The organism is Oscillibacter sp., assembly GCF_032018205.1.
Classification (GTDB): Bacteria; Bacillota; Clostridia; order Oscillospirales; family Oscillospiraceae; genus Oscillibacter.
This window is the reverse complement of the sequence record NZ_DALZOY010000001.1, coordinates 273,542-297,776: the sequence shown is the minus strand read 5'-3', so window position 1 is coordinate 297,776 and position 24,235 is coordinate 273,542. Positions and strand designations below refer to the sequence as shown.

The window sequence follows — 24,235 nt, the reverse complement described above, 5'->3', positions numbered from 1 at the left end:
AGGTCTTTATTCCCTTTGCTTCCATCCGTGTGCCATACCGCACACGGGTGGAAGCTTTTTCTTTCGGCCTTGCCATATTTTTTTGCCCGAGACTATACCTAGCGGCGTAAAATTTTTAAAAATAGAAAGCTATTTCCAGACAGTTCCAGTAAATCCATCCGCATAGGGAAACAAATCCTGCGGATACTATGGCCACCTGTCCAAATGATGCCTTAGGAGGAATTTATAGATGAAAGCAACTGGAATTGTACGCCGCATTGACGATCTGGGCCGAGTGGTTATCCCAAAAGAAATTCGCCGCACCATGCGCATTCGCGAGGGCGACCCATTGTTGATTACATTGACACCGTGGCAGCGGTTTTGCGGAGGATTGCTGGCCCTCTCCCAACGGATAGGCTTCTGAGTACATAACGCCCTGAGAAACGCAACAAGCCGTGCTGATCGTCTTAAAACGACCGGCACGGCTTGTTTTTGGCTTGGAAAACAGCGCCCTCGGCAAACAGCATTCCGGAAAGATAAGGCCCACCTCCGGGCCGTCGCTCTGATGCAACCGCGTTTCAGTGCATTTTCCGCTCTACGAAACACCTCTGGCAAATCTGGCTGCAAGCTTTGATGAACTTTTTTGCCTTGGAGCATTACTTTCCGTAGCCGTCCGGATGGGCGCTGTGCCAGTCCCACGCAGTTTGGAGAATGGTACGCAAATCGCCGTACTCCGGCGCCCAGCCCAGCACCGTCCGCGCCCGGTCCGCCGAGGCCACCAGCCGCGCCGGGTCCCCCGCCCTGCGGGGCCGAATCTTAGCCGGAAGGGGGTGTCCGGTGACGCGGCGAGCCTCCTCCAATACCTGCTTGACGGAAAAGCCAGCCCCGCTCCCCAAGTTGAACGCGCCGCTGTCCCCGCCTGCCGCCAGATAGTCCAGCGCCAAAATGTGGGCCCCAGCCAAGTCGCAGACGTGCACATAGTCCCGGATGCAAGTACCGTCGGGGGTAGGATAGTCGTCCCCGAAGATAAAAATTTGCTCTCTCCTGCCGTTTGCCACCTGCAAAAGCAGGGGAATCAAATGCGTTTCGGGATCGTGGGCCTCGCCCATAGAGCCCCCCGGCTGCGCGCCGCAGGCATTAAAATACCGCAGGGCGACATAGCGCAGTCCGTGAGCTTCCGCAGTCCATTTCATCATCTGCTCCATGGCAAGCTTCGTCTCGCCGTAGCAATTCGTGGGAACTTTTCTGTCCGTCTCGGAAATCGGAACCCGCTCCGGCTCTCCGTACACCGCGGCGGAGGAGGAAAACACGATGTCCCGCACGCCGTGGGCCGTCATGCTCTCCAATAAGACCCGTGTGCCCCCCAGATTGTTGTCGTAATACCGCAGGGGAGCAGTCATGCTCTCGCCCACAAGGGAGCTGGCGGCAAAGTGAATCACCCCGTCAATCTTCTCCCGCTCAAAGAGAGAATCGCAAAAGCACCGATCCCGGATGTCTCCTTGATAAAATCGGGCTGATGGGGGCACCGCCGCCCGGAATCCGGTTTTCAGACTGTCGGCCACCACCACGTCCCGGCCCGCGTTTAAAAGGGCCAGCGCAGTGTGGGACCCGATATACCCCGCGCCCCCCAGAACCAGAATTGCCATTGTCTTTTCCTCCGTTTCACCTGCGCGGCCCCGCTTAAAAAGCGCGGCGTCTTCTGAGTGGGCACAGGCGGATGCTGTTGTTTTCCCGAATATTGTACCACGTTTTTTATAGCAAGGAAAGCCCCGGATAAAAGCGATCAAACCGCCACGCAAGCATCCGCGCAGGAGGAGATTAGAGTAAGAAACACACCCGCTTGCTTGTGTAAAATTTTTTATTCAGTTAAAGCAGGTTCCCTAAAGCAACTAAAAGTGCTATCCTGCAAAGCATAGCGCAAAAAACGGCCCGCCCCTTTCGGGGCGGGCCGTTTTCTAACAAAAAACCGAAGTTCTCAGTCAGTCAGGAATTAGAGAGCGTTGGTGAAACCAACAACCACGACCTGAGAAATCTTGTACTGGCTCTCAGCGTTAGTATTGTTGTTCATGATGATCCTCAGCTCAATCACGTCCTTGCCGGTGGGATACTCGTCGGCAGGGAAGTCGGCCAAGCTCTTGCCGGAGGCAAAGCCGCGCTCTGTCAGATCGGACCACACAGCGCCAGCCAGATTCAGCATGCCGGGATCTGTATTAAGCGTAGCACTGACATCGGTACCGGCAGCGTTGTATACCTTAACTTCCGTAGCATTACCCAGATTATAAATCAGGTTCTCATTGTTGCCGTTAATGGCGGTGAGAGCAGTACCGTTGAACTTCAGCTTCACAGTGAAGGAAGAAGTGGCGCTGGTAGTGCCGTTCACGGTGCGCAGAGTGTAGGTGCCGTCAGCCTTCTCCACATAGGTGGCAAACTGGCCGGTGGTCACGCTGTCGGTGGACTGCACTTCCACATCGGGGGTGCCGTCAATCCAAGCGTTGTAGGTATAGGTGTTGCCGTTGGTGCCAGAGCCATAGACCTTCACGTTCTCAATGAACATGACCTTGTCGCTGACAGCGGACTGAGACTCATCCATGATGACGATAGCCTTGACAACGCCGTCCTTGTTCAGGTACAACTGTGCATTGGTCAACTCGAGAGCGGTGGCCTTTGCCACACCGCTGACGACGGAGATATTCTTGACCTCAACGGTGGTGTTGGTGGGCTGGCCAGCAGCGGTCATGGTGTCGTTGTCCCAGTTGACAAAAATGGTCTTCACATCGCTAGCAACAGTAAAGCCAGCAATGCTGGTGGTGCTAGAACTCACAGCGGGGAGAGTGCCAGGAGTCACAGAACCCTTGGTTTTGTTGGTGGAATTATATGCAACCTTAGAGACCGCATAGTCGGCCTTGCTGGAAGCACCGGTGCTGGTGTAGGTCAGGATGTCGCCAAAGTGTGCGGTGTTAGCCGTAGTGGGATAAGTGTCATTGCCGATGTTCAGCTCGATCTCGTTGCCGGAGAAGTCATAGCCGATAACCGTGTTCAGAACACGGTTGCCAGACATCATGGAGCCGTTGGCAGCATAGACAAAGAACTCGCTGGTAGAACCGGCGTCTTCCATCAGCATGACATAGCCGTACTGATCCAGGTGCAGGGTGACGTCCTTCTTGGAGTTCTTCACGGTGTCGGAATTCAGGCCGGTATCGGGCAGAGAATCCAAGTCGCGGTTAGCAGCCAGCTTATAGGTGGTGCCGCCCACAATCACGCCGTTCAGCTTGTTGGAGCTGCTGTTGGTGACGCCGGTCAGAGCGCCGGTGACCACGGTGGGAGCGGCGGCGGTGTCAACCACAGTGCTACCGTCCTTCAGAGGAGTGACCAGTGCATAGTCGCCGGACTTCATGCCGGAGAGAACCGCAAATGCGTCGTCGTCGTCCTTCACAGCAGAATAACCGGTGAAGGGAGCTTCCTCAGCCTTCTTCACAGTGATGTTCTTGCTGGTGACGGTGCTGATCTCAACGATTTCGGTCTTGGTAACCACGATGTCAGAAATCACGTCGGCGATATCGCCCACATAGATCTCAACCTTGGTGCCGTTGCCGAACAGGCCCAAGAATCTGCCAAGATCGGCAGAATACTTGTTGATCTTGGCTTCATCAACGTTAGCAGCATTGAATGCAGCAAACACAGTGTTGAAGCTGTCGGACAGGCCGTTCACACGGATGCTGGTATCATCGGCAACCTTGTAGCCATCCAGGCCCAGGTTCTTCAGCTTGTCGCTGTCGGTGTTGCCAGAAGTGCCAGCGGTGAAGGTAAAGTCGGCCGCCTTGGCATACTTGCCAATGGTGACGTTCTTGTAGCTCCACTGATTGGCGGGATGGCCGTACTTATCTTCAGTACCGGAGCCAACCTGCTTCAGGTCGGTGAAGTGCTGCTCGGCAAACTGCATCTTGCCGTCCTTAGGCGCAACGTAACCGTTGGCAGAATCCTTCCAGATATTGCCGTCGGTCTTGCTGCTGTTGACAACATCGGTGTGGTTCTGGTTGGTGATGGACACATTCGCGTCGCCGGTGGAGACGTTGATGTTATCGCCCTTGTACTCAACCTTGGTAGCCTTCAGGGTGTTCAGCGCCAGCTGGCAGGCCTGCTCGCGGGTCACGCCGGCGTTGCCCTGGAAGGGAGTGATGAAGTCGTTGTACAGGCCGGCAACAGAGCCGACGGAAGCGACCTTCATGGTCCAGCCGGAGCCGGAGAAGCCCTCAACGTCGCCCTTATAGCCCAGAGCGCCCAGCAACATCTTCGCGAAAGCGAAGCCAGTCAGGGCGCCGGTGGGACGGAAGGTGCCGTCAGAGTAGCCGTTGATGTAGCCAGCGGTCTTGCAGTAAGAGATGACCGCGGCAAAGGTGTTGGTCACGGGCACATCCTTGTAGGGAGCGGCAGCAACCTGCAGGGAACCGGCGGCCTCGGAGCCGATCATCAGAGAAACGATGATCTTGGCGGCAGCGCCGCGGGTCAGAGCCCCGGTGGGCTTGAAGTCGCCGCCCTCATAGCCGGTGATGATACCGATCTTGTTGAGAACTGCAACTGCTTCCTCGTACTGAACTTCACTCTTGTCGGTGAAGTCCTTGTACTCGGTGGCACCGGCGCCGATGGTGACCAAAGACATGGTCATAACCAGAGCCATTACCAGAGAAAGGAACTTCTTCATGGATTTTCCTCCTTAAAAATTTGCCGCTTTCGCCGAAGTCCGTGTCAGGGACACACGCCGGTCCCCCAAACCGTTGGTTTTGGGACCTGCGCTATCGCCTTGCACAGATCCGGTTTCCGCGACATAAATGTTGAACGTCCGAATGGGTCTTTCTTCGCCCGGCGCACATACCGTGGCTAGCCGGTCCCGTATCTGCTCCGGGAAAGGAGAGTCCCCCTCGTTTGTTCATTCTGGATTCTAGCAGATATTTTTTGACGGCGCAATAGCTTTGCGCATTTGTAACAATCTTGTAACACAGCCGCCGCAGGCGGATTTTTCCTGCGGACGGAAAGTAAATTCTTCATTTCACCCAATCCTACTTGAATAAACGAGGCAAGTCAAATATAATAGAGTTTTGTAAGAAAGCCGCGAAGCGCCGAAGGGAGTCCGCCGTGTCCGAAGCCGTACTGTTTACCGCGTCTACATATTCCCACCTTTTTAATTTTCACCGACCCTATCTGGCGGCGTTCCGCCATCTGGGGTGGGAGGTTCACATTGCCTGCGGGGGAGAAAGCATGGCAATTCCGGAAGCAGACCGGGTAATTCACCTTCCTTTTGAAAAGAAAATGACCGCTCCTGCCAACTTCCGTGCTCAGGCGCTTCTGCGCCGCGCCATGGAGGAGACGCAATACAGCCTTGTGGTGGCTCACACGTCTCTGGCGGCGTTTTTTACCCGCCGCGCCGCGGCGGGCTTAAGCGGGCGCAGGCCCCTCCTTGTCACCGTGGCTCACGGATATTTATTTGATAATAGGACGGCACCTCTCAAGCGGGAAATTCTCCTCGCGGCAGAGCGGATGACCGCTCCCCAGACCGATCTGCTTTTGACCATGAACCAATGGGACTATGCGCTGGCACGGGAAAAGAAACTGGGACAGCGGGTGGAGAACGTTCCCGGCATGGGGGTGGATTTTTCCCATCTGGAGGGCCGGGAGGCCGACAGTTCGGCGCTGCGGCAGGAACTGGGGCTTGGTCCGGATGATCTTCTCGCGGTTCACGCGGCGGAATTTTCCGCCCGGAAGTCGCAGTCCGTACTGCTTCAGGCCATGGCGCTGCTGCCGGAGCGAGTGAAGCTGGCCCTGCCCGGACAGGGCGCACTGCTGGAAGAATGCAAAGCGCTTGCAACCCATCTGGGTGTTGAACGCCGGGTGTTTTTTCCCGGTTCGGAGCCGGACATGCCCCGGTGGTACGCCGCTGCTGACCTAGCGGTTTCCGCCAGCCGGTCGGAGGGACTGCCTTTTAATGTAATGGAGGCCATGTACGTCGGGCTTCCGGTGACGGCCAGCGCGGTGAAAGGGCACACGGATTTGCTTGCCGACGGCGGCGGGTTGCTGTATCCTTACGGCGACGCGGCGGCTTGCGCCGCGCAGCTTCTCCGACTGACGGAGGATTCGGACCTGCGGCGAAAACTGGGTGCGCAGGCCCACGAAGCATCCCTGCCCTATGGGCTGGGGCGGGTTTTGCCGCAGGTGATGGAGGCATACCTCTCCGTTGTACCCGGCATGGCGGAGCGGAAGCCCGTTTTCGCGGGGACGACCGAAAGCGCCAAGCGCTGAGCGCGCGGTGACGATAGACTATAAAAACGCATAACCGGAGGTCTGATAGATGAAAAACACAAAAAAGAACCACCTGCTTTACGCGCCGGGTGCAGCGGGCGCGCTGCCGGAGGAGCTTTGCGACCGGCGGAGTCTGACTCTGTTTGCCGGGGGGCTGTTTTTACTGGTGACACTCACCGCACAGGAGTCTGTAACAATGCTGTGCATTCTGCTGGCGCTGGGAGCGTTGCTGACGGCGGCTCTTCTGCGTAAGCGGCCCATAGCCCCGCGTCTGGGGCTTCTGTTTCTAGCGGTGACGCTGTATGTGCTGTGGGCGGGCATATCCTGCTTCCGCAGTCCCTACCCCGTGCTGGCTTTAAAGGAGTTTGCAAAGATTCTGGCGGGGTTTTTGCTGTTTTTGCTGATTATTTTTACGGCAGGAAGCGGGAAAAACGCGGGACGAAACGCAATTTCCGCTGTCTCCGCCGTCTCCGCTCTGTTTTCTTTTTTGAGTATTGATTTGGTATCCACCCACTGGTTTTCCGGTGCGTTTCGCGCCATCGTCGAGACGTTTACACAGGATTACAGCGTCAATTCCGGCCTTGAGACGGGAACCCGCATCAACTCTCTTCTGGCCGACGGCAACACCTTCGCCAGTGTGACAGGACTGGGCGTGCTGCTGGCACTGGGTCTGGCCCTGAGCAGCCAAGGCCGGGAGCGGGCGTTTCACACTGTGTGTCTGTTTCTCTCGGCGCTGGGCTTCGTACTGGCGTTCAGCCTTGGCGCCATGGGCTTTATTGCCGTTGCGTTCGTGCTGTTTTTGCTGGTGATGCCCAAGGGGGAAAGGCTCCCCGCCGCCGTTTTAATGGTGGAAACGCTGGCGGTTACCATGCTTGGGGTTTTGGCGGTTTATATCTCCGTGTTTGACGGGACAAAGCAGTTCTCCCTCGTTCCCCTGCTTGCGGCGCTGGCGGGGTCCGCGGGCCTTGCGGGGCTGGACAGGCTTTTGTCCCAGCGAATCTGCACGGCTCTTTCCCGACACAAAGCGCTGTCTCTCGGCGTAGCGGGTGCGCTGGTGCTCTGCGGAGCGGTGTACGGAATCTTGGCGTTTCAGCTCACCGGCCCGGCCTCCCTGGCGCCGGGCGAGGTTTTGAACCGGGCTGCGAACCTTTCTGCCGGGGCGTACACCCTTTCCGCCAAGAGCAGCGGAAACGCCGCTGTACGCGTTACCTGTCAGAATGAAACCGACTTGATTCTCCACACCTCCACGGTGCTTTACGACGGCGTATCTGACGGTGCGACTTTCACCGTGCCGGTGGGGACGGAGGCGGTCTGGTTTGCCGTCTCCCTGCCCGAGGGCGGGACGGTGGAACAGCTTTCCTATACCGGGACGGAGGACGGAAGTCTGAAGCTTCATTACAGGCTGCTGCCGGGATTCATGGCAAATCGGCTTCAGGGCCTTTGGGCCAATCAGAACTCCGTCCAGCGGACGGAGTTCTGGCGGGACGGCCTGCGCATCTGGGAAAAGTCCCCCTTGCTGGGCGAAGGACTTGGGGCGGTGGAAGCGGGGCTTTACTCCGTCGCCCGGTTTGAGTACCAGAGCCGGTACGTCCACAACCACTACGTCCAGACACTGGCGGATGCCGGCGTAATCGGCCTTGCCCTGTTTGCGGGCGTGCTGGCCTCCTCCTTTTGGACGGCGCTGGCAGGACGGAAGCGAGGTGCGCCTCTGGCTCCCGCGCTGTTTGCGGCGACGGGTTTCGCCGCGCTTCAGGCACTCAACCAAGCAGCCTTTTCTCTTAGCTCATTTCTGTCACTGATGTTCTGTATCTGGGCAGGAATCGCTGTCCACTGCACGCAGACCGCTCCGGAGCAGGCGAAAGTCCCCGCCATGGAAACCGCTGTGGCTGCGGATACAAAAACAAAGAAGCCCACATCGAAGCCCAATGCCGGGAACATGCAGCCTTTTCCCGCGAAGGGCTGGACAGCCCGCAAGGCCTTGCTGCTCTCCGCCCTTGCAATCACAACGATCTGGAGCGGACTTCTCCTGAACCATCTGCGGGCGGACAACGACATGATGTTCGGGCAGGGCACCGTTTTCCAGCGGCTTGACAGCGCCATCGGCAGCGATCCTTTCAGCCGTCAGGATGCCACGCAGGCCTATATTTATTACAGCGCGCAGTCCGACGACGAGGCGATTCAGAATCAGGCGGGCCTGTATGCCTCGACCTATACCCGACCCGGAAATACCGACCCGGACTACCTTGCGGAGTACTTTTTTGACAACCACATTCCGCAAGGTGCGTTTACCGCCCTCTCCCGCCACCTCGCATTCAACCGGGCGCGGACAGGGGCGTGGCAGTATGCGCTTACGCTTCTGGCGGAGCAGGACGACGGTACGCCGGAATTCCGGGAGCTGTCCTTGGGCATTGCGGCGCAGCTTCAGGAGGCCAATCACTATCTTCTTCAGCCCGTCACCTTGTACGGCCGGGCTCAGACCTATTTGGACTCTCTTAAATAACGCCCGCACCGGGCATTGACCAAAAAGCGGCAGCCTTCCGAACTGAGGGCTGCCGCTTTTCATATTCCTTGTGAACCGGACAAGCCCGCGCCGGTTGACAGAAGTCCGCTTCCGGGGTACAATCAAATGCGCATAAAATGTCGGTTTTGGGAGGATTTTGGAATGATTAAGGAGAACCAGCGGCTGCTGAACCAATTGCACGTCCTGTCTGACGGGGTATTGGTGTTTGTCTCCATGCTGCTGGCCTATTGGGTGCGTTTTTCTCTTCTGGGCGGCATTGAGGGGATTCCATTTTTCTATTATGTGGCTTTGGGCGGGACGGCTGCGGCACTGTGCCTGCTGAGCTACGCCATGGCGGGGTTGTACGAGTCCTACCGCTCCATCCGCTTTCATCGGGAGGCCGCGCGGCTTTTAAGCGTCACCGCCATGGACACCGCGCTGCTGGTGGCGATTCTGTTTGTGTTTCATCTGAACAACATGTCCCGCTGGACTCTGGTTCTGTTTTTCTGCTTTGCAAGTGGGCTTCTTCTGGCGAAGCGGGCGTTTTTGCGGCTTCTGCTGCACCGCTTTCGGGCCAAAGGCTATAATCTTAAGCATGTGGTGCTGGTGGGCAGGGGCCCGGCAGCGGAAAATTATCTAAAAAAGGTGGCGGCCCAGAAAAACCTCGGCTTTCTGGTGGACGGCGTGGTTTCCGACGGAGACCCGTGGGGCGCGCTTCCTCTTTTAGGCGGATATGACCATTTGGAGGACCTACTCAATCAGCGCAAGCCGGACGAGGTGGTGCTGGCGATTCCGGGAGCGGACAACGGGAAGATGCCAAGTCTCATTTCCGTCTGCGAAAAAACCGGCACAAAGGCGTCCATTATTCCCTTTTACGCCGCACATCTGCCCAGCAATCCTCAGGTGGACAATCTGGACGGACTGCCTCTTATTAACCTGCGGCGCATTCCGCTGGACAATCTGGGCAACGCCTTTTTGAAGCGGGCGGAGGATATTCTCGGCGCACTGATTTTGATTATCCTCACCTCGCCGCTGATGATATTTGCGACCATCGGCGTGAAGTTCAGCTCTCCCGGCCCCATTTTGTTCCGGCAGGAACGGGTGGGGCGCAACAAAAAGCCCTTTCAGATGTACAAATTTCGCTCCATGCGGGTCAACGCCAAGGAATCCACCGGCTGGAGCACCAATGCCGATCCTCGAAAAACCCGGTTCGGCTCTTTGATCCGCAAGCTCTCCATTGACGAGCTGCCCCAATTCTTCAATGTCCTCAAGGGCGACATGTCTCTGGTGGGACCGCGGCCGGAAGTCCCCCACTTTGTGGAGCAGTTCCGGGAGAATATTCCCCGCTACATGGTCAAGCATCAGGTGCGCCCCGGCATCACCGGCTGGGCGCAGGTTTGCGGCTTTCGGGGCGACACATCTATCGAGGGCCGCATCGAACACGATCTCTATTACATTGAGAACTGGAGTCTTCTGTTCGATGTGAAAATTCTGCTGATGACTGTGTTTCGTGCGGTGAACCATGAAAAGCTGAAAATTTGACAGGCGCTTCCCACTGTCCCTGCGCCCGATTTGGGCGGCGCCAGTCCTTTTTTCTCTACAAGGATAGGCGATCCGCGTAATGCGAACCGCCCATCCTTATTAGAGAAGCCCCGCTCCTTTCGGAGGGGGGCTTCTCTGCTTTTATTCTCCGTGAGCTTCCTCCTGCCGGGGTGCGGACAAAACCTCAAAGAAATCCTCCGGGACCTCTTTTTCCAGCAGGGTTTGCGTGCCGTCGGCGTCCACGTTCAAAACCGCAATTTTCACAGCTTCACCCCCAACATCACGATGCGGCTTCCCGCCGCCAGTGGCTGAGAAGCGTTAAAATTCAGATTGGAGTACTGGATTCGCTGTTTTTGAGTCCCGTTGCAATAACTTATGTAGCTCAGCGGCGAACCGCTGGTATTGCTGTCCGGCGCACCAAACCAATGCAGGAGAAAGCCAAGCCGGGTATAGGGAATGCGGGCTCCAAACGAAGATCCCCCCGAATCAACATATAACCCGCCCAGGGTGGATTGAATGTTGTACCCGGTGCTGGTGGAAAAATAATAGCTTGTAGCACCCCGGTCTTCGTCCAGCGTCAGTTCCACCCGCGTTGAGTAGGCCACGGCTCTTAATCTAGCATAAAACACAACCTCGGCGTATGCTGCCCAGTCGATGCCCGCGAGGGAAAGATTGACCTGATTGGCGTCATACGCAAGGGTCACGTCGGCCAAGCGGGCGATGGGGTTTGTGGTGATGATGCTGCTTTGCAGAGCCGCATCCGCACTTTTGCGCGCGGCTTCTTCTGCTGCGTCCGCATTTCTGCGGGTGGCTTCTTCATTCGCGTCCGCACTTTTGCGTGCAGATTCTTCAGCGGCGGCCCCCGCTTCGCGGGTGGCTTTTTCCGCTGCAATTGCGGCGGCATTTACCGCCAGCGCCGCATCGATTTTGGCATTGTCTGCGTTGAAGTCATCCATCAGAATGCGGTCCGATTTTTGCCAGCGGCTGAGTTGATATTGTTCTGTCCGGTCCAAAAAAGTTCCTCCTTTGTCCTCGGCGCGTGTTTCCATCTTTTCGCGCCGGATGTGTGGCGCTGCGGATCTGCCCCGCTGCGTTTTTAAGCCCGCCCGCCGCCGGAAAATCAATTAAATTCCGTGAAAACAAAAACGGGTCTTATTCTCACACAGTTTAAGAAGGATTCATGTACGCCAGCGTACACACTTTCTGTAAAAATTTTTACGGCTTTGCCGCTGAATAAATAAAAAGCCGTGAGGAGGACCTCACGGCTTGTCGGTTTCGTGCGTTAAAATCAGCCCGCTCCGCAGACTTCCAATTGCGCCAGACGCTTGCGGCTATGGCAGAGAAGGTCGCTGGTGACGTCGGCAAGGCTTTGCCCGCCGGACTGGAAAACCGCCACGAGAAAGCTTTTTTCCCTATATGTTTGATAAAGGGCATTCAGTTCCTCCCGCAAGGCCGTGTCCTGCCGCTCTTCATTTGTCAGCCAGACCTCCACCAGCTTTTGATTGGACCTGACGCATATTTCCAACAGGCGTTGTCTCCTTTTGTAAAATTGCATACGGCGCCGCTTTTCAAAACGCAGACCTACTGCTTCCTTCGGTAAACAAATCCGTAATCCTCACCTTTTACCCAAAGGGACGCGCTGCCAATGCTGCAATCAGTATTCCCAAATTGTGGATGTATATGCCGCGCATACGTACAACGTCCGCAGCGCTTATAACCCTTTTTATCTTTAAGCACTTATCCAAAAAAGAGCGGCTCAGCCAAAGATAGATTATGAACCCGCCCCGCAAGGCAAGCCGAGTGCGCGCGCTGTGAGAAGTCAAGTTTTACCCCGCAGCAAGCACTTGCTATCACACAACGACAATATAAATGCAAAGAGACAGCCGGTCGCAAATGTGGCCGGCTGTCCTTTGCTTTTAAAGTGCGATTTCACTTTGCCAGCAGGTAGTAAAGCACTTGAGCCATTTGTGCGCGGGTGGTGACAGCTTTCGGACTCAGCAGGCCGTTGCGTCCGCTGACAGCCCCCGTTTCCACCAGACAGGTCATGGCTCCCTGTGCATAAGCTGCGATGCTGTCGCTGTCTGTGAAATCAGCGAGAGTTTTTCTGGAGTTGCCAGAAGGCAGCTTGTTTAGAACCTTAAGGGCGGTACAGCAGCGTAAACATTTCTTGCCGGACAATGACGGCTCCGGGCATAAAACTGTTGTCGCTTACACCGCTGAAGATATTTAAGCGCTTTGCCGCTGCCAGATAGCCGATATAATAGGTGTTTTCGGCGTCGGAAAAATTATCTGTCGGGTTCTCATCCGGCGCTATTTCACAGGCCCGCATCAGCATAATAATAAACCGGTCTCTTGTCAGCGTCCTATTGGGGCCAAAGGTTGCTGCCGTCGTGCCGGATCCCAAGGGCGCCCTACTGCCGATCAGGGCAATGTCCGCGACAAGGCAATAGTTTTCGGACAGGTTATTGGCAATGGCCGCTAAGCCCGCCTGATCACTGATTTCAACATAGGCTTCACCTGTCTCAATCTTTATATATTTATAAGTGGCATCGTTTACAAACTCGGCCTCCGTTTTTCCGGTGCCCTCCCCGCCAGGGGCTGAGGCTACCGCGTTGGCTAAGCGCTGGGCAAGCCCATGTTTACGCCATCATCCCCAATATCTATTGCCTGTGTATCGCCCTTAGCGATCAGTTTCCCGGTGTCTATAAGTAGTTTAGCACCATCAAATACATAGATACCTAACAATTTGCTCCCTGAATCTGCTGGCCCGCCTGAGGCCGTAGCCGTGCCTCCGCAGACGGTAGCACCTCCCAGCACATCGATGCCGTAGCTGCTGCCATTGCCCGTGTAGGTGCTGGTAAAGCGCTTGGTCATGCCGAAAGCCAGCGCAAACGTCACATCGCCGTTTTCAATGCGCAACGCCGTGTTTTCGTCACTTGCATAATTAAATCCGAATAACGCCAGTACTTTCCCAACGCCGTCCCAATCATATTTGTCGGTTTGACCAGTGTAGGGACTGACAAAAGCGGGATCCAGATAAAAGGGATTGTCTCCCGTCTCCGCCACGTTCAAATAAAGCGTGGGGCTGACGAGGGGGAAAATCCACTCTCCGTCAGCGTGACGTCTCCCGATTCATTGCTGAATTCAATGTCACCCGAAATATTGCCCTGATGGTAAAAGTGTTATTCGCTTCATCCCACGACCAATTCTCATCGGAGGTGTTGCTGCCGAGCTTCTTAAACGTTTGCTTCATACAGATTACCCCTCCATTTTCACTCTCACAGAATATGCCGCTAACGCACCGCGTCCTTTGATTGCTCCTCGGTTTTAGTGCCGGTCACAAACTTTACAATATCCTCCAGCGTCAGCTCCGGGCCGTCCGCCCAGAAAATGCGATCCTTTTCCGCCCGGGGAAAATACACCCCACCGTCCTATGCCAGCGCCTCAAGGCCCGGCTGATTGATGAGCAGGCCACAGTCCAGAAGCAGGATATTCCCGTTGTCCAGATGGATATCAAGCATATCTGCGCCGGACTAGACGCCTTTTATTTCCGGCATTTCCACCACCTCCCTTGCATTTTCGAGCATGGCATGGAAATTTTTTCCTGTGTCCGGAATTGCAAAATTGTAATCTGCGACTTTTTGCGGTAAAATGGTGCAACATAAAAAGCAAAAAGCGAGTGAATCCATGAGACAGGCGCATATCCTCATGGTGGAGGACGAGCAGAAGGTCGGCAGCTTCAACCAGAAGTATCTGGATGGGCAGGGATACGGCGTCACCGCGGCTGAAACGCTTTCTCAGGCGCGACTTTTACTGGAGGAGCACACGCCGAATCTCGTCCTTTTAGAGGTAATGCTTCCCGACAGACTGGGCTTTGACTTCTGCGCGGAGTTACCGAGAAAAACAAACGCGCACATTATCTTCCTGACCAGTGGGGACGAAAATGAGAGCGTGGTAAAGGGCCTTATGCAGGGAGGGAACGACTACATTGCCAAGCCCTATGACCTAACTGTCCTGAGCGCGCGGATTGCCACCCAGCTCCGCCGCAAAGAGCTGGAATGCGCAGGACGCATTGAGTTTCCGCCGCTGTCTATTGATGTTCTGTCGGGAATCGTCACATTGGAGAGCCACCAGATTTTTCTGCCTCCAAAGGAGCTTCAGCTCCTTTGCTGCCTTGCTCTGTCGGCCGGGCGTAGGGTGTGCGGTGAGGAGCTTTACCGGCGCACCTGGGGCGCCGGGGAGAGCGACTGGAAGAGTCTTGTCTCGGTAAATATTTCAAGGCTGCGAAAGCATCTGGGGCTGGACGACGGCAGCGTGAGTGATGACGTCCTTTGTCGTGTGCCGAAGCGCGTTGGCAATCAGATTTACCAGCACCTGCGTAATGCGCCCTGCGTCGGCGTTCACCTGCGGCAAATCAAGTCCCACATCAATCTCCAGCCGATTTCCGCCCTTGTTCAGGATGGGGAAGTGGGTTTCCACCGCCCGATAGACCAGCTCGTCCACATGACAAGGCCGCTTTTCAAGAACCACGCCCCCTTCCTCAATGCGGGTCACGTCCAGCACCTACCCCACCATGAGGGCAAGACGGTCGGCCTCAGAGGAAATGATGCGGGATTTGTCCTGCGCGGCGGCGGTTCCGGTCCGGGAAGCTGCGCGTGGCCTGAAACCGCGGTCAGCGGTGTTTTCAGCTCGTGGGACACGTTGGAGAGAAACTCGGTTTTCAAGCGGTTCAGATTCTCCAGAGCCGCTTTTTCCGCCTCCAGCTTCTGCTCCACTTTTTTGCCTCTCCCAATATCCGGTCGTTCATGAAAAACTGGGAAACCGTCTGCGCCAGAACGAACACCAGCATGGCTGCTTCCGACACGGGCGTTTTGCGCCGATCTCCGAAAATGCCGCTGTACATCACGATGTCGCCCAAGGAGGCAATAAAGAACACGGTGATTCCGTATAGTGCCGCGGACTGCTCCTTTGTGGGACGAGGCATGTTCCGAAACATACCTGTGATGCCGGAAACAATACACAAAGCCAGCAACAACTGATAATATCCCAGCACCGACGTATAGAAAACGGAATCGCCAAACAGAACGAGCGCCCCGTAAATACAGGAGCCGATGAGCGCCGTATATTGAACACCCCGCAGGAATCTGCCAACCGCATACTATCCGAGGTATAGAGAAAGAGCAGTGGTCAGAAGCGTCGGGCTTAGGTATTCCAGCATAAAAGAGAAATTTCCGAATATGGGGAGCAATGTCCAACTCTGGCTTTTCAGGTATCCCCACACCGCCATAACAGCGCAGGCCAGCGCAGAGTTGCCTTTGTGCGGGAAAGGAGCAGGTAAATACCCAGCAGGAGCACCTCCGCGTACAGCAGCGCCCCCATGGTATGGCGGCCGGAAAGCTTAAAGGTAAGAGCATTTACGGTCCCGTCATCGGGAACCTTCAGTACAAACCGCTGGGAGAGATAGTCGGCCCGAATTTTCTCAAACCGACCGGTGCTCTCGGGGACAGCGGTATCGGCGTTTCCCGGCGACAGGTATGTGCCGGGATAATAGGCGTTACCGGGGGCGAGGAGAATGGCGGAAGCGCTTAAATCCATGAGTTCAGTCAGATCATAAACGCCGTTTCACTCCGGGGCCGTGATGCTCTGGGGACTTTCCAGCATTAACGCAAGGACTGTCAGCACCGCCGCAAGAACGATGGCTGTCGGCTTACATGGCTCGTCCAGATTTCGGATAAAATCACCTGCCTAACCATCTTCCAACCTTTTCACTTGCGCATTTTTCAAAGTTGATATACAATGTTGTCTATCTATAATATTATGGATGTGATTTATATTGACAGAGCGTTTTGACATTGCCGGATACTGCCGCATCTCCGTGGATGAAGAGTTGGACCGGGACAACACCTCTATTGAAAACCAGAAGGCCATCCTCTCGGACTTTGTGCGTCAGCGCTTTCCCGGCTCTTCCCTCTCCTTCTACGAGGACCGGGACCGCTCAGGCTATACCTTTGAGCAGCGGGAGGGGTATCAGATTATGCGGCGGGAGCTGATGTCCCATGGGAAGGACATTCTTCTCGTCAAGGACTTCTCCCGTTTTTCCCGCCGGAACAGCCGAGGACTGGTGGAACTGGAGGATTTGAGAGACGCGGGCGTGCGTATCATCTCCATCGGGGACGGCATCGACTTTCCCAACGACGACGACTGGCTGAAAATCCAGTTTCAGTTTCTCATCAACGAGATGCCAGTGACAGACACCAGCAAAAAGGTAAAATCCGTCATCAAGAGGCGGCAGGCGGATGCGAAATGGATCTGCGCCGCGCCCTATGGCTATGTCGTCAACAAGCAGCAATTGTTTGAAATTGTCCCCACCGAGGCGGATATTGTGCGTAACATCTTTTCCCTTTACAACGATGGCTGGGGCTATAAAAAAATCGCCAATCACCTGACCGAGCAAGGCATTCCCACCCCCCGCATGGCAGAGCGGGACCGCAAGGAAGCCGCGGGCGCGGAGTACCGCCGCCAGGTGAAGTCAACATGGAGCATCGTCACAGTGCAGGGCATTCTGGACAACGATTTTTATATCGGCACGCTGCGGCAGGGTAAATACACCCGCAAAAAAATTAACGGCAGAGAATGTAAGCGGGATGCATCAGATCATCTGGTATTTGAAAACCACCATCAGCCAACGATTGACTACCGCACCTTCGCCACCACCATGGCCCTGCGGGAAAAGCGCACCACCTCCAATTACCGGGGCGTGAAGGTCAACGACAACATATACTCCGGGTTTCTTTTCTGCGGCGACTGCGGCTCGCCCATGTTTGCCATGAGCCGCCCGGATTTAAAGGACGCCTACCGCTGCGGAGAGTATCACAAGCGGGGCCTGAAGGCCTGCACCAGCCACCATATCCGGGTGGATCGGCTGGATGAGGTGATGAAGGCCTATCTCCGCAAAGTGCGAGAGCACTCCTCCGCCATGCTGGACCGGCTGAACGCAGATCTTGTCCGGGAACAGGAGGACGTGGACGAAACGGAGCGTTCGGCAGAGCATCTCGACGAAATCCTCAGGGACCTTCAGGAGGAACTGAAAGCCACCAAGCGCCAGCGCATCCGGGACATCATGCGCCACCCGGAGCAGGAGGACGCTTTGGAGCAGACCTACGACGAGCTGGAGAACGACCTTTTGGGCCGCATATCGGGCCTGCAAAACCAGATTTCCATGACCGAGGACAAGCGCAACACCATCATTCAGGTAAACCGCGTTGCCAAAACCGCCTTGGACGTATTTGAGGACATTCTCAAAAAACCCAAGCTGGAGCGAAACGATCTGGAGCTGATGATTCACCGCATGAATATTTTTGAAGACCACATTGAAATTCAGCTCAAAGCGGATGTAGACGCGATTTTGCAATCCGCAGGAACGGACGCATCCCCTGGGACTGAAGAGGAAGCGGTCCCCGCCATGGCACTTTTGGAGGGCGGAGAAAAGTCCATGCAGAGCGCGGAGCATCCCCTGCAAATTGCTCAGTCCAGCCCAAACAGGCCGGCCAAGGTGTTTGATGTCAATCTTATCAGCAACGGCGACCCGTTAGAGATTTACACTAGCCGGGACGGCGAGGTCATTTTTAAAAAATACTCGCTGCTGGGCGGCGTGGAGGATTTTGCCGGGCAGCTTTGCGAGTCCGTCAGTAAGTCCACCGGCGCCATCTGCGCCGTCACCGACCGGGACACCATTGTGGCCGTGGCCGGCGGCGGGCGGCGGGAGCTAATGGGCAAGCACGTTTCTCCGGAGCTGGAAGAGCAGATGGAAACCCGGAAAGTCTATCAGGCAGACCCGGCCCAGCCTACCATGCCGGTAAGCGACTCTGTTGAAAAGTTTCAGGTTCTGCTGGCGGCCCCCATTTTGTCGGAAGGCGACCTGCTGGGCGCAGTGGTATTTGTCGGTCAAGGCCCCCTGATCCCCGTTTCCGAAACGGAATATAAGCTGGCGCAGACCATCGCCTCGTTTATGGGCAAACACATGGAGAGCTAACTGCAAAAAAATACGCGCCGGGAAGCGAATCCGCTTCCCGGCGCGCAGCTTTTACAATTAAATATAGAACAGCAGGTCGCCGTACACCGGGAAGGGCCAGTATTCCCGGGCGGTCAGCGTCTCCAGCTCGTCGGCAATCTTCCTAGCGGCGGTCATGTCGGAAAGGATCGCGTCGTGGGCGTAATCCATCGCCGCTCTGGAATCACCATGAGGCTTGCCCAGATCCGCCTCCAGCCGCTCTGTAGCATCCAACAGACCGTCGGCAAGCGTACCGATCTTTGCCGCAATATCCGTTTCATACCTATGGGACGCGCCCATGGCACTCTTGTCGGCCGCACGGCGGCACAGCTCCCCGGCATAGGCCGAGACAGCGGGGAGAATCTGCCGCCGAATCATATCCGACATGATTTTCCCCTCAATGGAGATGGTGGTGGCGTAATTCTCAATGTGAATCTCAGCCCGTGCCTCAATCTCGCTCTTAGTATAGATGCCGTGCTTGATGTACAAATCCATGTTCTTCTGCGCGGTATAGGTTTTCAGCGCGTCGGGAGAGGAGGCCAGATTGGAAAGGCCCCGCCGTCCGGCTTCCTGAATCCATGCGTCATCATAGCCGTTGCCGTTGAAAATAATGCGCTGATGCTCGGTAAAGGTCTTGCGGATCAGCGCCTGCAACTCAACTGTGCAGTCCTTCGCCTTTTCAAGCTGGTCGGCAAACTGTTCCAGCTCCTCCGCCATAATGGTGTTCAAAGCGATGTTGGGCCCGGAGATGGACTGGGACGAGCCCAGCATACGGAACTCAAACTTATTGCCTGTAAACGCCATGGGAGAGGTGCGGTTGCGGTCTGTGTTGTCCTGCCGGATGGACGGCAGCACATCCACGCCCACCTCCAGCGTCCGCTTTCCGGCGTCCGTATAGGCGGTGCCGTTAATGATGGATTCCACCACGGCGTTCAGCTCGTCGCCCAAAAAGACAGACACCACGGCGGGAGGCGCCTCCTGCGCGCCCAGACGATGGTCATTTCCCGCGAAAGCCACGGTGGAGCGCAGCACATCCTGATATTCGTCCACGCCCTTGATAAAGGCCGCGAGGAACAGCAAAAACTGGGCGTTCTGGCTGGGAGTGGAGCCGGGCTTGAGCAAATTCTTGCCCGTGTCGGTTCCAAGAGACCAGTTGTCGTGCTTGCCAGAGCCGTTGACGCCGGCGAAGGGCTTTTCATGGAGCAGGCAGACCAAATCATGGCGGTCGGCCACCCGCTTCATCATCTCCATGGCCAACTGGTTATGGTCGCAAGCTGTGTTTGCATCAGAGAAAATGGGAGCCATCTCATGCTGACAGGGAGCCACTTCGTTGTGCTTGGTCTTGGAAAGCACGCCCACCTTCCACAGTTCCTCGTCCAGTTCCTTCATAAACGCGGCCACGCGGGGACGGATGGCCCCGAAGTAATGGTCCTCCAACTCCTGCCCCTTGGGGGGCTTTGCCCCAAACAGAGTCCGCCCGCAGAACCGCAGGTCTTCCCGCTGGGCATAGCCCTTTTTGTCGATGAGGAAATACTCCTGCTCCGGCCCCACCTGCGGCGTGACGCGCCGAGTTTCCGTGTCGCCGAACAGGCGCAGAATGCGCACTGCCTGACGGCTGACCTCGTTCATGGAACGAAGCAGGGGAGTCTTCTTGTCCAGCGCCTCGCCGGAGTAAGAGCAGAAGATCGTGGGGATGCAGAGACTTCCGTCCTTAATAAAGGCAAAAACCGTGGGGTCCCATGCGGTGTAGCCTCTGGCCTCAAAGGTGGCCCGCAGTCCGCCGGAGGGGAAGGAGGACGCGTCCGGCTCTCCCCGTACCAGCTCCTTGCCGGAGAACTCCATGACAATCTTCCCCCCACCGATGGGAGCCACAAAGCTGTCGTGCTTTTCCGCAGTGACGCCGGTCATGGGCTGGAACCAATGGGTAAAGTGGGTGGCCCCGTGCTCCACGGCCCACTGCTTCATCGACTCGGCAATCTCGTTGGCAATGGAAATATCCAAAGAGGTGCCGTCAGTAATGCACTTTTTCCACGCGTTGTAAGACGCGGGGGACAGGCGCTGGCGCATGGTTTCCTCATTAAAAACAAGGCTGCCGAACAGCTCCGGCAGGGCGGTCGGTGTGGTAGTCATAGCATTCATCCTCCTGTTTTCTGTGTGATACGCCGATTTTATGGAAATTAGGGGCCGAGGCCCCGAATTGCTTACGTTCCGCTTTGCCCGTAATTGGAGAGCACCCGTGCGGAGGGGTCGCTTACATCGCAGCCCTCCCACGCTTTGTTTGGCATCCAGAAATCCTTGATCATTTTGGCCTGACCGGGATACGCCTTCTCAAACAGCTCCCGGTACAGCAGGCTTTCCTTTGTAAAGGGCGTGCAGTAATCATACTTACGCCGCTGCTGCTCAAACTCCTCATCGGTGTAAACCGTCTCGGCATAGGCCTTCAAATCGTCCACCATGGAGTGGCCCACCGCGTCGGAAAAAGCCGCCTTCTCTCGCCACAGAATGCTCTCCGGCAGCAGATGGTCGTTTTCAAAGGCGTGGCGCAGGAGATACTTCCCCATTCCATAGGTGTTAAGCTTCATGGCGGGGTCGATGGCCATGACGTATTTTACAAAGCCCAGATCGCCGAAGGGAACGCGGGCCTCGATGGAGTTGTCCGCGATGCAGCGGTCAGCCCGAAGCACATCGTACATATAAAGCTCTTCAATCCGCTTCTGGGACTCCTGCTGAAACGCGGCGGCGGAAGGGGCAAAGTCGGTATATTTATAGCCGAACAGCTCGTCGGAAATCTCGCCCGTGAGCAGGACCCGAACGTCTGTCTTTTCATGAATTGCCTTGCAGCAGAGATACATGCCCATGCTGGCCCGGATGGTGGTAATATCCCATGTGCCGAGAAGGGAGACAACCTCCGGAAGCGCCGCAAGCACATCCTCCCGGGTCATGTAAATTTCGGTGTGGTCCGCGCCAAGAAAATCCGCCGCTTCCCGTGCGTATTTAAGGTCAATCGCGTCTTGATCCATGCCGATGGCGAAGGTGCGAATTTTTTTGCCCAGAACTACGGAGCCGATGGCGCACACCAAGGAGGAATCCAATCCGCCGGAGAGAAGAAAGCCCACCGGCGCGTCCGCGTCCAGCCGCTTATCCACGGCGGCGATCAGTCTGTCGCGGATTCCCCGGCAAACGGCGTCCAGATCGCCTCGGACCCGAGAGGTTACCTCCGTGAGGTCGGCAAACCGGATAAACTTGCCGTAGGCATAATAGTGTCCCGGAGGGAACGGGCAAATCTCGGCGCACAGGCCCACCAGATTTCTTGCCTCGCTGGCGAATATAATCGCTCCGTCCGCGTCGTACCCGTAGAACAGGGGGCGGATGCCGATGGGGTCCCGGGCGGCAATCAGAGAATCGGTTGCGCAGTCGTAGATAATCAGGGCAAACTCCGCGTCCAGCCGGGCAAACATGGACAGCCCGTATTCGTGGAACATGGGAAGCAGAATTTCGCAGTCGCTTCCGCTTTTAAACGAATACCGCTGAGAAAGCTTTTTGCGAATGGGGCGAAAGCCGTAGATTTCGCCGTTGCACACCGCCTGATCCCCCTCAAGCTGAAAGGGCTGCATCCCCGTCTCGTTCAGGCCCATGATGGCCAGACGGTGAAAGCAGAGATAGCCGGACTTTGTTTCGGAAACGCGGCTCATGTCCGGTCCCCGGTCCACGGAGCGGTCAAAGTAAACTTTAACCTCTTCCTCCGTCAATTTTTTGCTTGAAAAACCCATAATTGAACACATAAAAAGCACCTCCGGATTTTCTACCTCTTTCTTAAAAGAGCGTATAAAAACGCAGCTATATCCTAAAATTTTAGGACGAATAGCTGCTATCCGCGGTGCCACCTAACTTACTGTAAAACAGTCACCTTCAAGGCTCCAACAAGCCCGTGCGCTTTAACGGTCGCAACTCGTCTTTCCTAATAGCAGGGGTCCCCGCGTTCAGATCGCAGCTCCGGAGTGTTCTTCGCGCGGACTCTTGTGCAGGCTTCCCACTGCCACCTGCTCACTTTGACCGATTTTCCGCGGTACTTTTCTCCATCAACGCCTTTGTTGATATTTTCAGTTTTTAAATAAAACCGCTGCGGTTTTAATGGAGCAAGTTTACCATCCCAAAGCGCCGCTGTCAACGTCAAATTAAACGAATATCTCCGGCAGGCCCCTGCATTTTTTCTAAACATTGCGTCATAACCTCCGGGAAAGTACGCTATACGGAGGACATCTGTCACTTTACCAAACATTTTTTGCAGCCGCATCCTGTGAAAATTCCTTGACGGCGGCAAAATTTTGCTGGCGGCGGGCCGCGTCTCGGGAGATTTCCCGAAGAGCGCGGCCCGATGCCGGTCACAGACTGATTTCAACGCTTCCGCCGGAGGCGCCGGCAAAAGCGGGCCGCGCCTTCTCCAAAAACGCCTCCACCTGCCGGGGACACCGTCCGATGTAAAGCGCAGGGTCCAGCACCGCGGCGATTTCCTCTGCCGTCATGCCAAACATCGGCTCCCCTGCCAGAAGCTCCAGCAAATTGCAGGGTTCGCCCTCCTTCATCCGGGCCGTGGCGGTCATGGAGCATTCCCTGATGACCTCGTGGAGCTGCTGGCGGTCGCCGCCGCGCTTCACGGCCTCCATCATCAGATTTTCCGTGGAAATAAAGGGCAGATATTCCCGCACCGCTTTGTCCACGATTTTTTCGTTGACATGCAGACCGTCCGTTACGTTGGCCATCAGGCGCAAAATCGCGTCGGCGCACAAAAAGCCCTCAGGAAGGGAGATGCGCCGGTTGGCGGAGTCGTCCAGCGTCCGCTCCAGCCATTGTACGCTTGCGGTCATGGGGGCGTTCATGGCGTCCGCCATCAGATAGCGGGAAAGGGAGCAGATTCGTTCCGCCCGCATGGGATTTCGCTTATAGGGCATGGCGGAGGAACCGATCTGGTTCTTTTCAAAGGGCTCCTCAATCTGCCGGTCGTGCTGCAACAGCCGCAAATCATTGGCAAAGCGATAGCAGCTCTGGGCGATGGAGGAAAGCACGTTTAAAATCCGGCTATCCAGCTTTCTGGGATAGGTCTGCCCGCAGACGGAAAAGCACTCGCCAAAGCCGAAGGCGGCGCAGAGCAGCCGGTTCATTTCGTCAACCTTTTCGCCGTCCCCGTCAAACAGGTCCAGAAAGCTTGCCTCCGTACCGGTGGTGCCCCGGCACCCCAAAAACTTCATGCCCGCAAGAACGAAGTCCAGCTCCTCCAAATCCGACAGCAAATCCTGCATCCAAAGCGTCGCCCGCTTGCCCACGGTCACAAGCTGGGCAGGCTGATAATGGGTATAGCCCAGCGTGGGCATAGCTTTGTACTTTTCCGCGAAATCACCCAGATTTTCCAGCACCGCGCAAAGCTCTCCCCGGAGGTAGTTCAGCCCGTCCCGGAAAATAATCAAATCCGCGTTGTCGGTGACATAGCAGCTGGTGGCCCCCAGATGAATGATTCCCGCAGCAGAGGGCGCTGCCTGCCCAAAGGCATACACATGGGCCATCACGTCGTGGCGGACCTCTTTTTCCCGCTTGGCGGCGCAGTCGTAGTCAATGTCGCTCACATGGGCGGCAAGCTCCTCCACCTGCTCCTGCGTGATGGGCAGGCCAAGGGCCTGCTCCGCCCGGGCCAGCTCCACCCACAGCTTCCGCCAGGTTTGAAATCGGGTGTCGGGGGAAAACAGGCGCAGCATATAGCTTGATGCATACCGCGATGCCAGAGGGGATTCATAGCGCTCCTTGCTCATAGTGTGTCAGCCTTTCACAGTGAAGTCAGAAAGAGGGAGACGCCCGGAGGTCGTCTCCCTCCCCAGGGATAC

General features: G+C 56.2%; 19 protein-coding genes, 2 pseudogenes and 1 other annotated feature. Of the genes and pseudogenes, 6 read left to right on the top strand and 15 right to left on the bottom strand.

All coding sequences use genetic code 11. The features are described 5' to 3' along the window. Positions 1–229: 229 nt before the first annotated feature. Positions 230–337, top strand: a pseudogene (locus RTU96_RS01330) (AbrB/MazE/SpoVT family DNA-binding domain-containing protein); the annotation flags it as partial. A gap of 298 nt (positions 338–635) precedes the next feature. On the opposite strand, the gene galE reads toward RTU96_RS01330, so the two are convergent. Beyond that, positions 636–1,625: a UDP-glucose 4-epimerase GalE gene (galE, locus tag RTU96_RS01325; RefSeq protein WP_312634509.1), complete on the bottom strand. Its 990-nt coding sequence runs from the start codon at positions 1,623–1,625 to the stop codon at positions 636–638. A gap of 344 nt (positions 1,626–1,969) precedes the next feature. Next, positions 1,970–4,678 carry an S-layer homology domain-containing protein gene (locus tag RTU96_RS01320; protein ID WP_312634508.1) on the bottom strand — a complete coding sequence of 903 codons (2,709 nt, stop codon included), beginning with the start codon at positions 4,676–4,678 and terminating at the stop codon, positions 1,970–1,972. A gap of 431 nt (positions 4,679–5,109) precedes the next feature. Between RTU96_RS01320 and RTU96_RS01315 the strand changes: the two genes are divergently transcribed. From RTU96_RS01315 to RTU96_RS01305, 3 genes are all read left to right on the top strand, one after another. Beyond that, positions 5,110–6,270, top strand: a complete 1,161-nt coding sequence (locus RTU96_RS01315; RefSeq protein ID WP_312634507.1) for a glycosyltransferase — start codon at positions 5,110–5,112, stop codon at positions 6,268–6,270. 49 nt (positions 6,271–6,319) lie between these two features. Continuing rightward, positions 6,320–8,770 carry an O-antigen ligase family protein gene (locus RTU96_RS01310; protein ID WP_312634506.1) on the top strand — a complete coding sequence of 817 codons (2,451 nt, stop codon included), beginning with the start codon at positions 6,320–6,322 and terminating at the stop codon, positions 8,768–8,770. A gap of 162 nt (positions 8,771–8,932) precedes the next feature. Further along, positions 8,933–10,312, top strand: coding sequence for an undecaprenyl-phosphate glucose phosphotransferase (locus tag RTU96_RS01305; RefSeq protein WP_312634505.1), 1,380 nt, complete (start codon positions 8,933–8,935; stop codon positions 10,310–10,312). Positions 10,313–10,453: 141 nt separating this feature from the next. Here the strand turns inward: RTU96_RS01305 and RTU96_RS01300 are convergent, their stop codons facing one another. The 7 genes from RTU96_RS01300 to RTU96_RS01270 all read right to left on the bottom strand — a co-directional run bounded on the left by RTU96_RS01300 (position 10,454) and on the right by RTU96_RS01270 (position 13,734). Then, entirely contained in the window at positions 10,454–10,576 is a 123-nt protein-coding gene (locus tag RTU96_RS01300; protein ID WP_312634504.1) for a hypothetical protein, read from the bottom strand. Beyond that, complete coding sequence (locus tag RTU96_RS01295) at positions 10,573–11,325, bottom strand: hypothetical protein (protein ID WP_312634503.1); 753 nt, start codon at positions 11,323–11,325, stop codon at positions 10,573–10,575. The genes RTU96_RS01300 and RTU96_RS01295 overlap by 4 nt, the downstream gene beginning before the upstream one ends. Positions 11,326–11,600: 275 nt before the next feature. Beyond that, positions 11,601–11,837 (bottom strand): hypothetical protein, encoded by a 237-nt coding sequence (locus RTU96_RS01290; RefSeq protein WP_312634502.1) that lies wholly within the window; start codon positions 11,835–11,837, stop codon positions 11,601–11,603. A gap of 404 nt (positions 11,838–12,241) precedes the next feature. Beyond that, positions 12,242–12,490, bottom strand: coding sequence for an S-layer homology domain-containing protein (locus RTU96_RS01285; RefSeq protein WP_312634500.1), 249 nt, complete (start codon positions 12,488–12,490; stop codon positions 12,242–12,244). Continuing rightward, positions 12,450–12,716: an S-layer homology domain-containing protein gene (locus RTU96_RS01280; RefSeq protein ID WP_312634499.1), complete on the bottom strand. Its 267-nt coding sequence runs from the start codon at positions 12,714–12,716 to the stop codon at positions 12,450–12,452. Before RTU96_RS01280 ends, RTU96_RS01285 begins: the two co-directional genes overlap by 41 nt. Positions 12,717–12,928: 212 nt before the next feature. Next, a complete protein-coding gene (locus tag RTU96_RS01275; RefSeq protein WP_312634497.1) occupies positions 12,929–13,384 on the bottom strand; it encodes a hypothetical protein in 456 nt (151 codons plus the stop codon). 221 nt (positions 13,385–13,605) lie between these two features. Next, positions 13,606–13,734 (bottom strand): hypothetical protein, encoded by a 129-nt coding sequence (locus RTU96_RS01270; RefSeq protein ID WP_312634496.1) that lies wholly within the window; start codon positions 13,732–13,734, stop codon positions 13,606–13,608. Positions 13,735–13,963: 229 nt separating this feature from the next. Here RTU96_RS01270 and RTU96_RS14720 point away from each other — a divergent pair. Further along, a pseudogene (locus tag RTU96_RS14720) lies at positions 13,964–14,605 on the top strand (response regulator transcription factor); the annotation flags it as partial. 257 nt (positions 14,606–14,862) lie between these two features. Here the strand turns inward: RTU96_RS14720 and RTU96_RS14715 are convergent. The 3 genes from RTU96_RS14715 to RTU96_RS01255 form a co-directional block, all read right to left on the bottom strand. Continuing rightward, positions 14,863–15,012: a hypothetical protein gene (locus RTU96_RS14715; RefSeq protein WP_397356235.1), complete on the bottom strand. Its 150-nt coding sequence runs from the start codon at positions 15,010–15,012 to the stop codon at positions 14,863–14,865. A 29-nt stretch (positions 15,013–15,041) separates the two neighbouring features. Beyond that, complete coding sequence (locus RTU96_RS01260; RefSeq protein WP_312634494.1) at positions 15,042–15,296, bottom strand: hypothetical protein; 255 nt, start codon at positions 15,294–15,296, stop codon at positions 15,042–15,044. A gap of 281 nt (positions 15,297–15,577) precedes the next feature. Further along, complete coding sequence (locus tag RTU96_RS01255) at positions 15,578–15,907, bottom strand: hypothetical protein (protein WP_312634493.1); 330 nt, start codon at positions 15,905–15,907, stop codon at positions 15,578–15,580. A gap of 238 nt (positions 15,908–16,145) precedes the next feature. Here RTU96_RS01255 and RTU96_RS01250 point away from each other — a divergent pair, with 238 nt between their 5' ends. Then, positions 16,146–18,344 (top strand): stage V sporulation T C-terminal domain-containing protein, encoded by a 2,199-nt coding sequence (locus RTU96_RS01250; RefSeq protein ID WP_312634491.1) that lies wholly within the window; start codon positions 16,146–16,148, stop codon positions 18,342–18,344. Positions 18,345–18,401: 57 nt separating this feature from the next. On the opposite strand, the gene RTU96_RS01245 is transcribed toward RTU96_RS01250, so the two are convergent. The 3 genes from RTU96_RS01245 to purB form a co-directional block, all read right to left on the bottom strand. Further along, a complete protein-coding gene (locus tag RTU96_RS01245; RefSeq protein ID WP_312634490.1) occupies positions 18,402–20,492 on the bottom strand; it encodes a glutamine synthetase III in 2,091 nt (696 codons plus the stop codon). 71 nt (positions 20,493–20,563) lie between these two features. Further along, positions 20,564–22,144, bottom strand: coding sequence for an asparagine synthase B (gene asnB / locus RTU96_RS01240; RefSeq protein ID WP_312634489.1), 1,581 nt, complete (start codon positions 22,142–22,144; stop codon positions 20,564–20,566). A gap of 68 nt (positions 22,145–22,212) precedes the next feature. Further along, positions 22,213–22,454, bottom strand: a binding site (T-box leader). A 290-nt stretch (positions 22,455–22,744) separates the two neighbouring features. Then, positions 22,745–24,163 carry an adenylosuccinate lyase gene (gene purB / locus RTU96_RS01235; RefSeq protein WP_312634488.1) on the bottom strand — a complete coding sequence of 473 codons (1,419 nt, stop codon included), beginning with the start codon at positions 24,161–24,163 and terminating at the stop codon, positions 22,745–22,747. Positions 24,164–24,235: the final 72 nt, after the last annotated feature.

Coding starts and splice junctions, on each gene's coding strand:
- RTU96_RS01320 (WP_312634508.1), bottom strand. CDS start 4,678: ATGAAGAAGTTCCTTTCTCTGGTAATGGCTCTGGTTATGACCATGTCT.
- galE (WP_312634509.1), bottom strand. CDS start 1,625: ATGGCAATTCTGGTTCTGGGGGGCGCGGGGTATATCGGGTCCCACACT.
- RTU96_RS01245 (WP_312634490.1), bottom strand. CDS start 20,492: ATGACTACCACACCGACCGCCCTGCCGGAGCTGTTCGGCAGCCTTGTT.
- RTU96_RS01255 (WP_312634493.1), bottom strand. CDS start 15,907: ATGGATTTAAGCGCTTCCGCCATTCTCCTCGCCCCCGGTAACGCCTAT.
- RTU96_RS01305 (WP_312634505.1), top strand. CDS start 8,933: ATGATTAAGGAGAACCAGCGGCTGCTGAACCAATTGCACGTCCTGTCT.
- asnB (WP_312634489.1), bottom strand. CDS start 22,144: ATGTGTTCAATTATGGGTTTTTCAAGCAAAAAATTGACGGAGGAAGAG.
- purB (WP_312634488.1), bottom strand. CDS start 24,163: ATGAGCAAGGAGCGCTATGAATCCCCTCTGGCATCGCGGTATGCATCA.
- RTU96_RS01310 (WP_312634506.1), top strand. CDS start 6,320: ATGAAAAACACAAAAAAGAACCACCTGCTTTACGCGCCGGGTGCAGCG.
- RTU96_RS01260 (WP_312634494.1), bottom strand. CDS start 15,296: ATGCCTCGTCCCACAAAGGAGCAGTCCGCGGCACTATACGGAATCACC.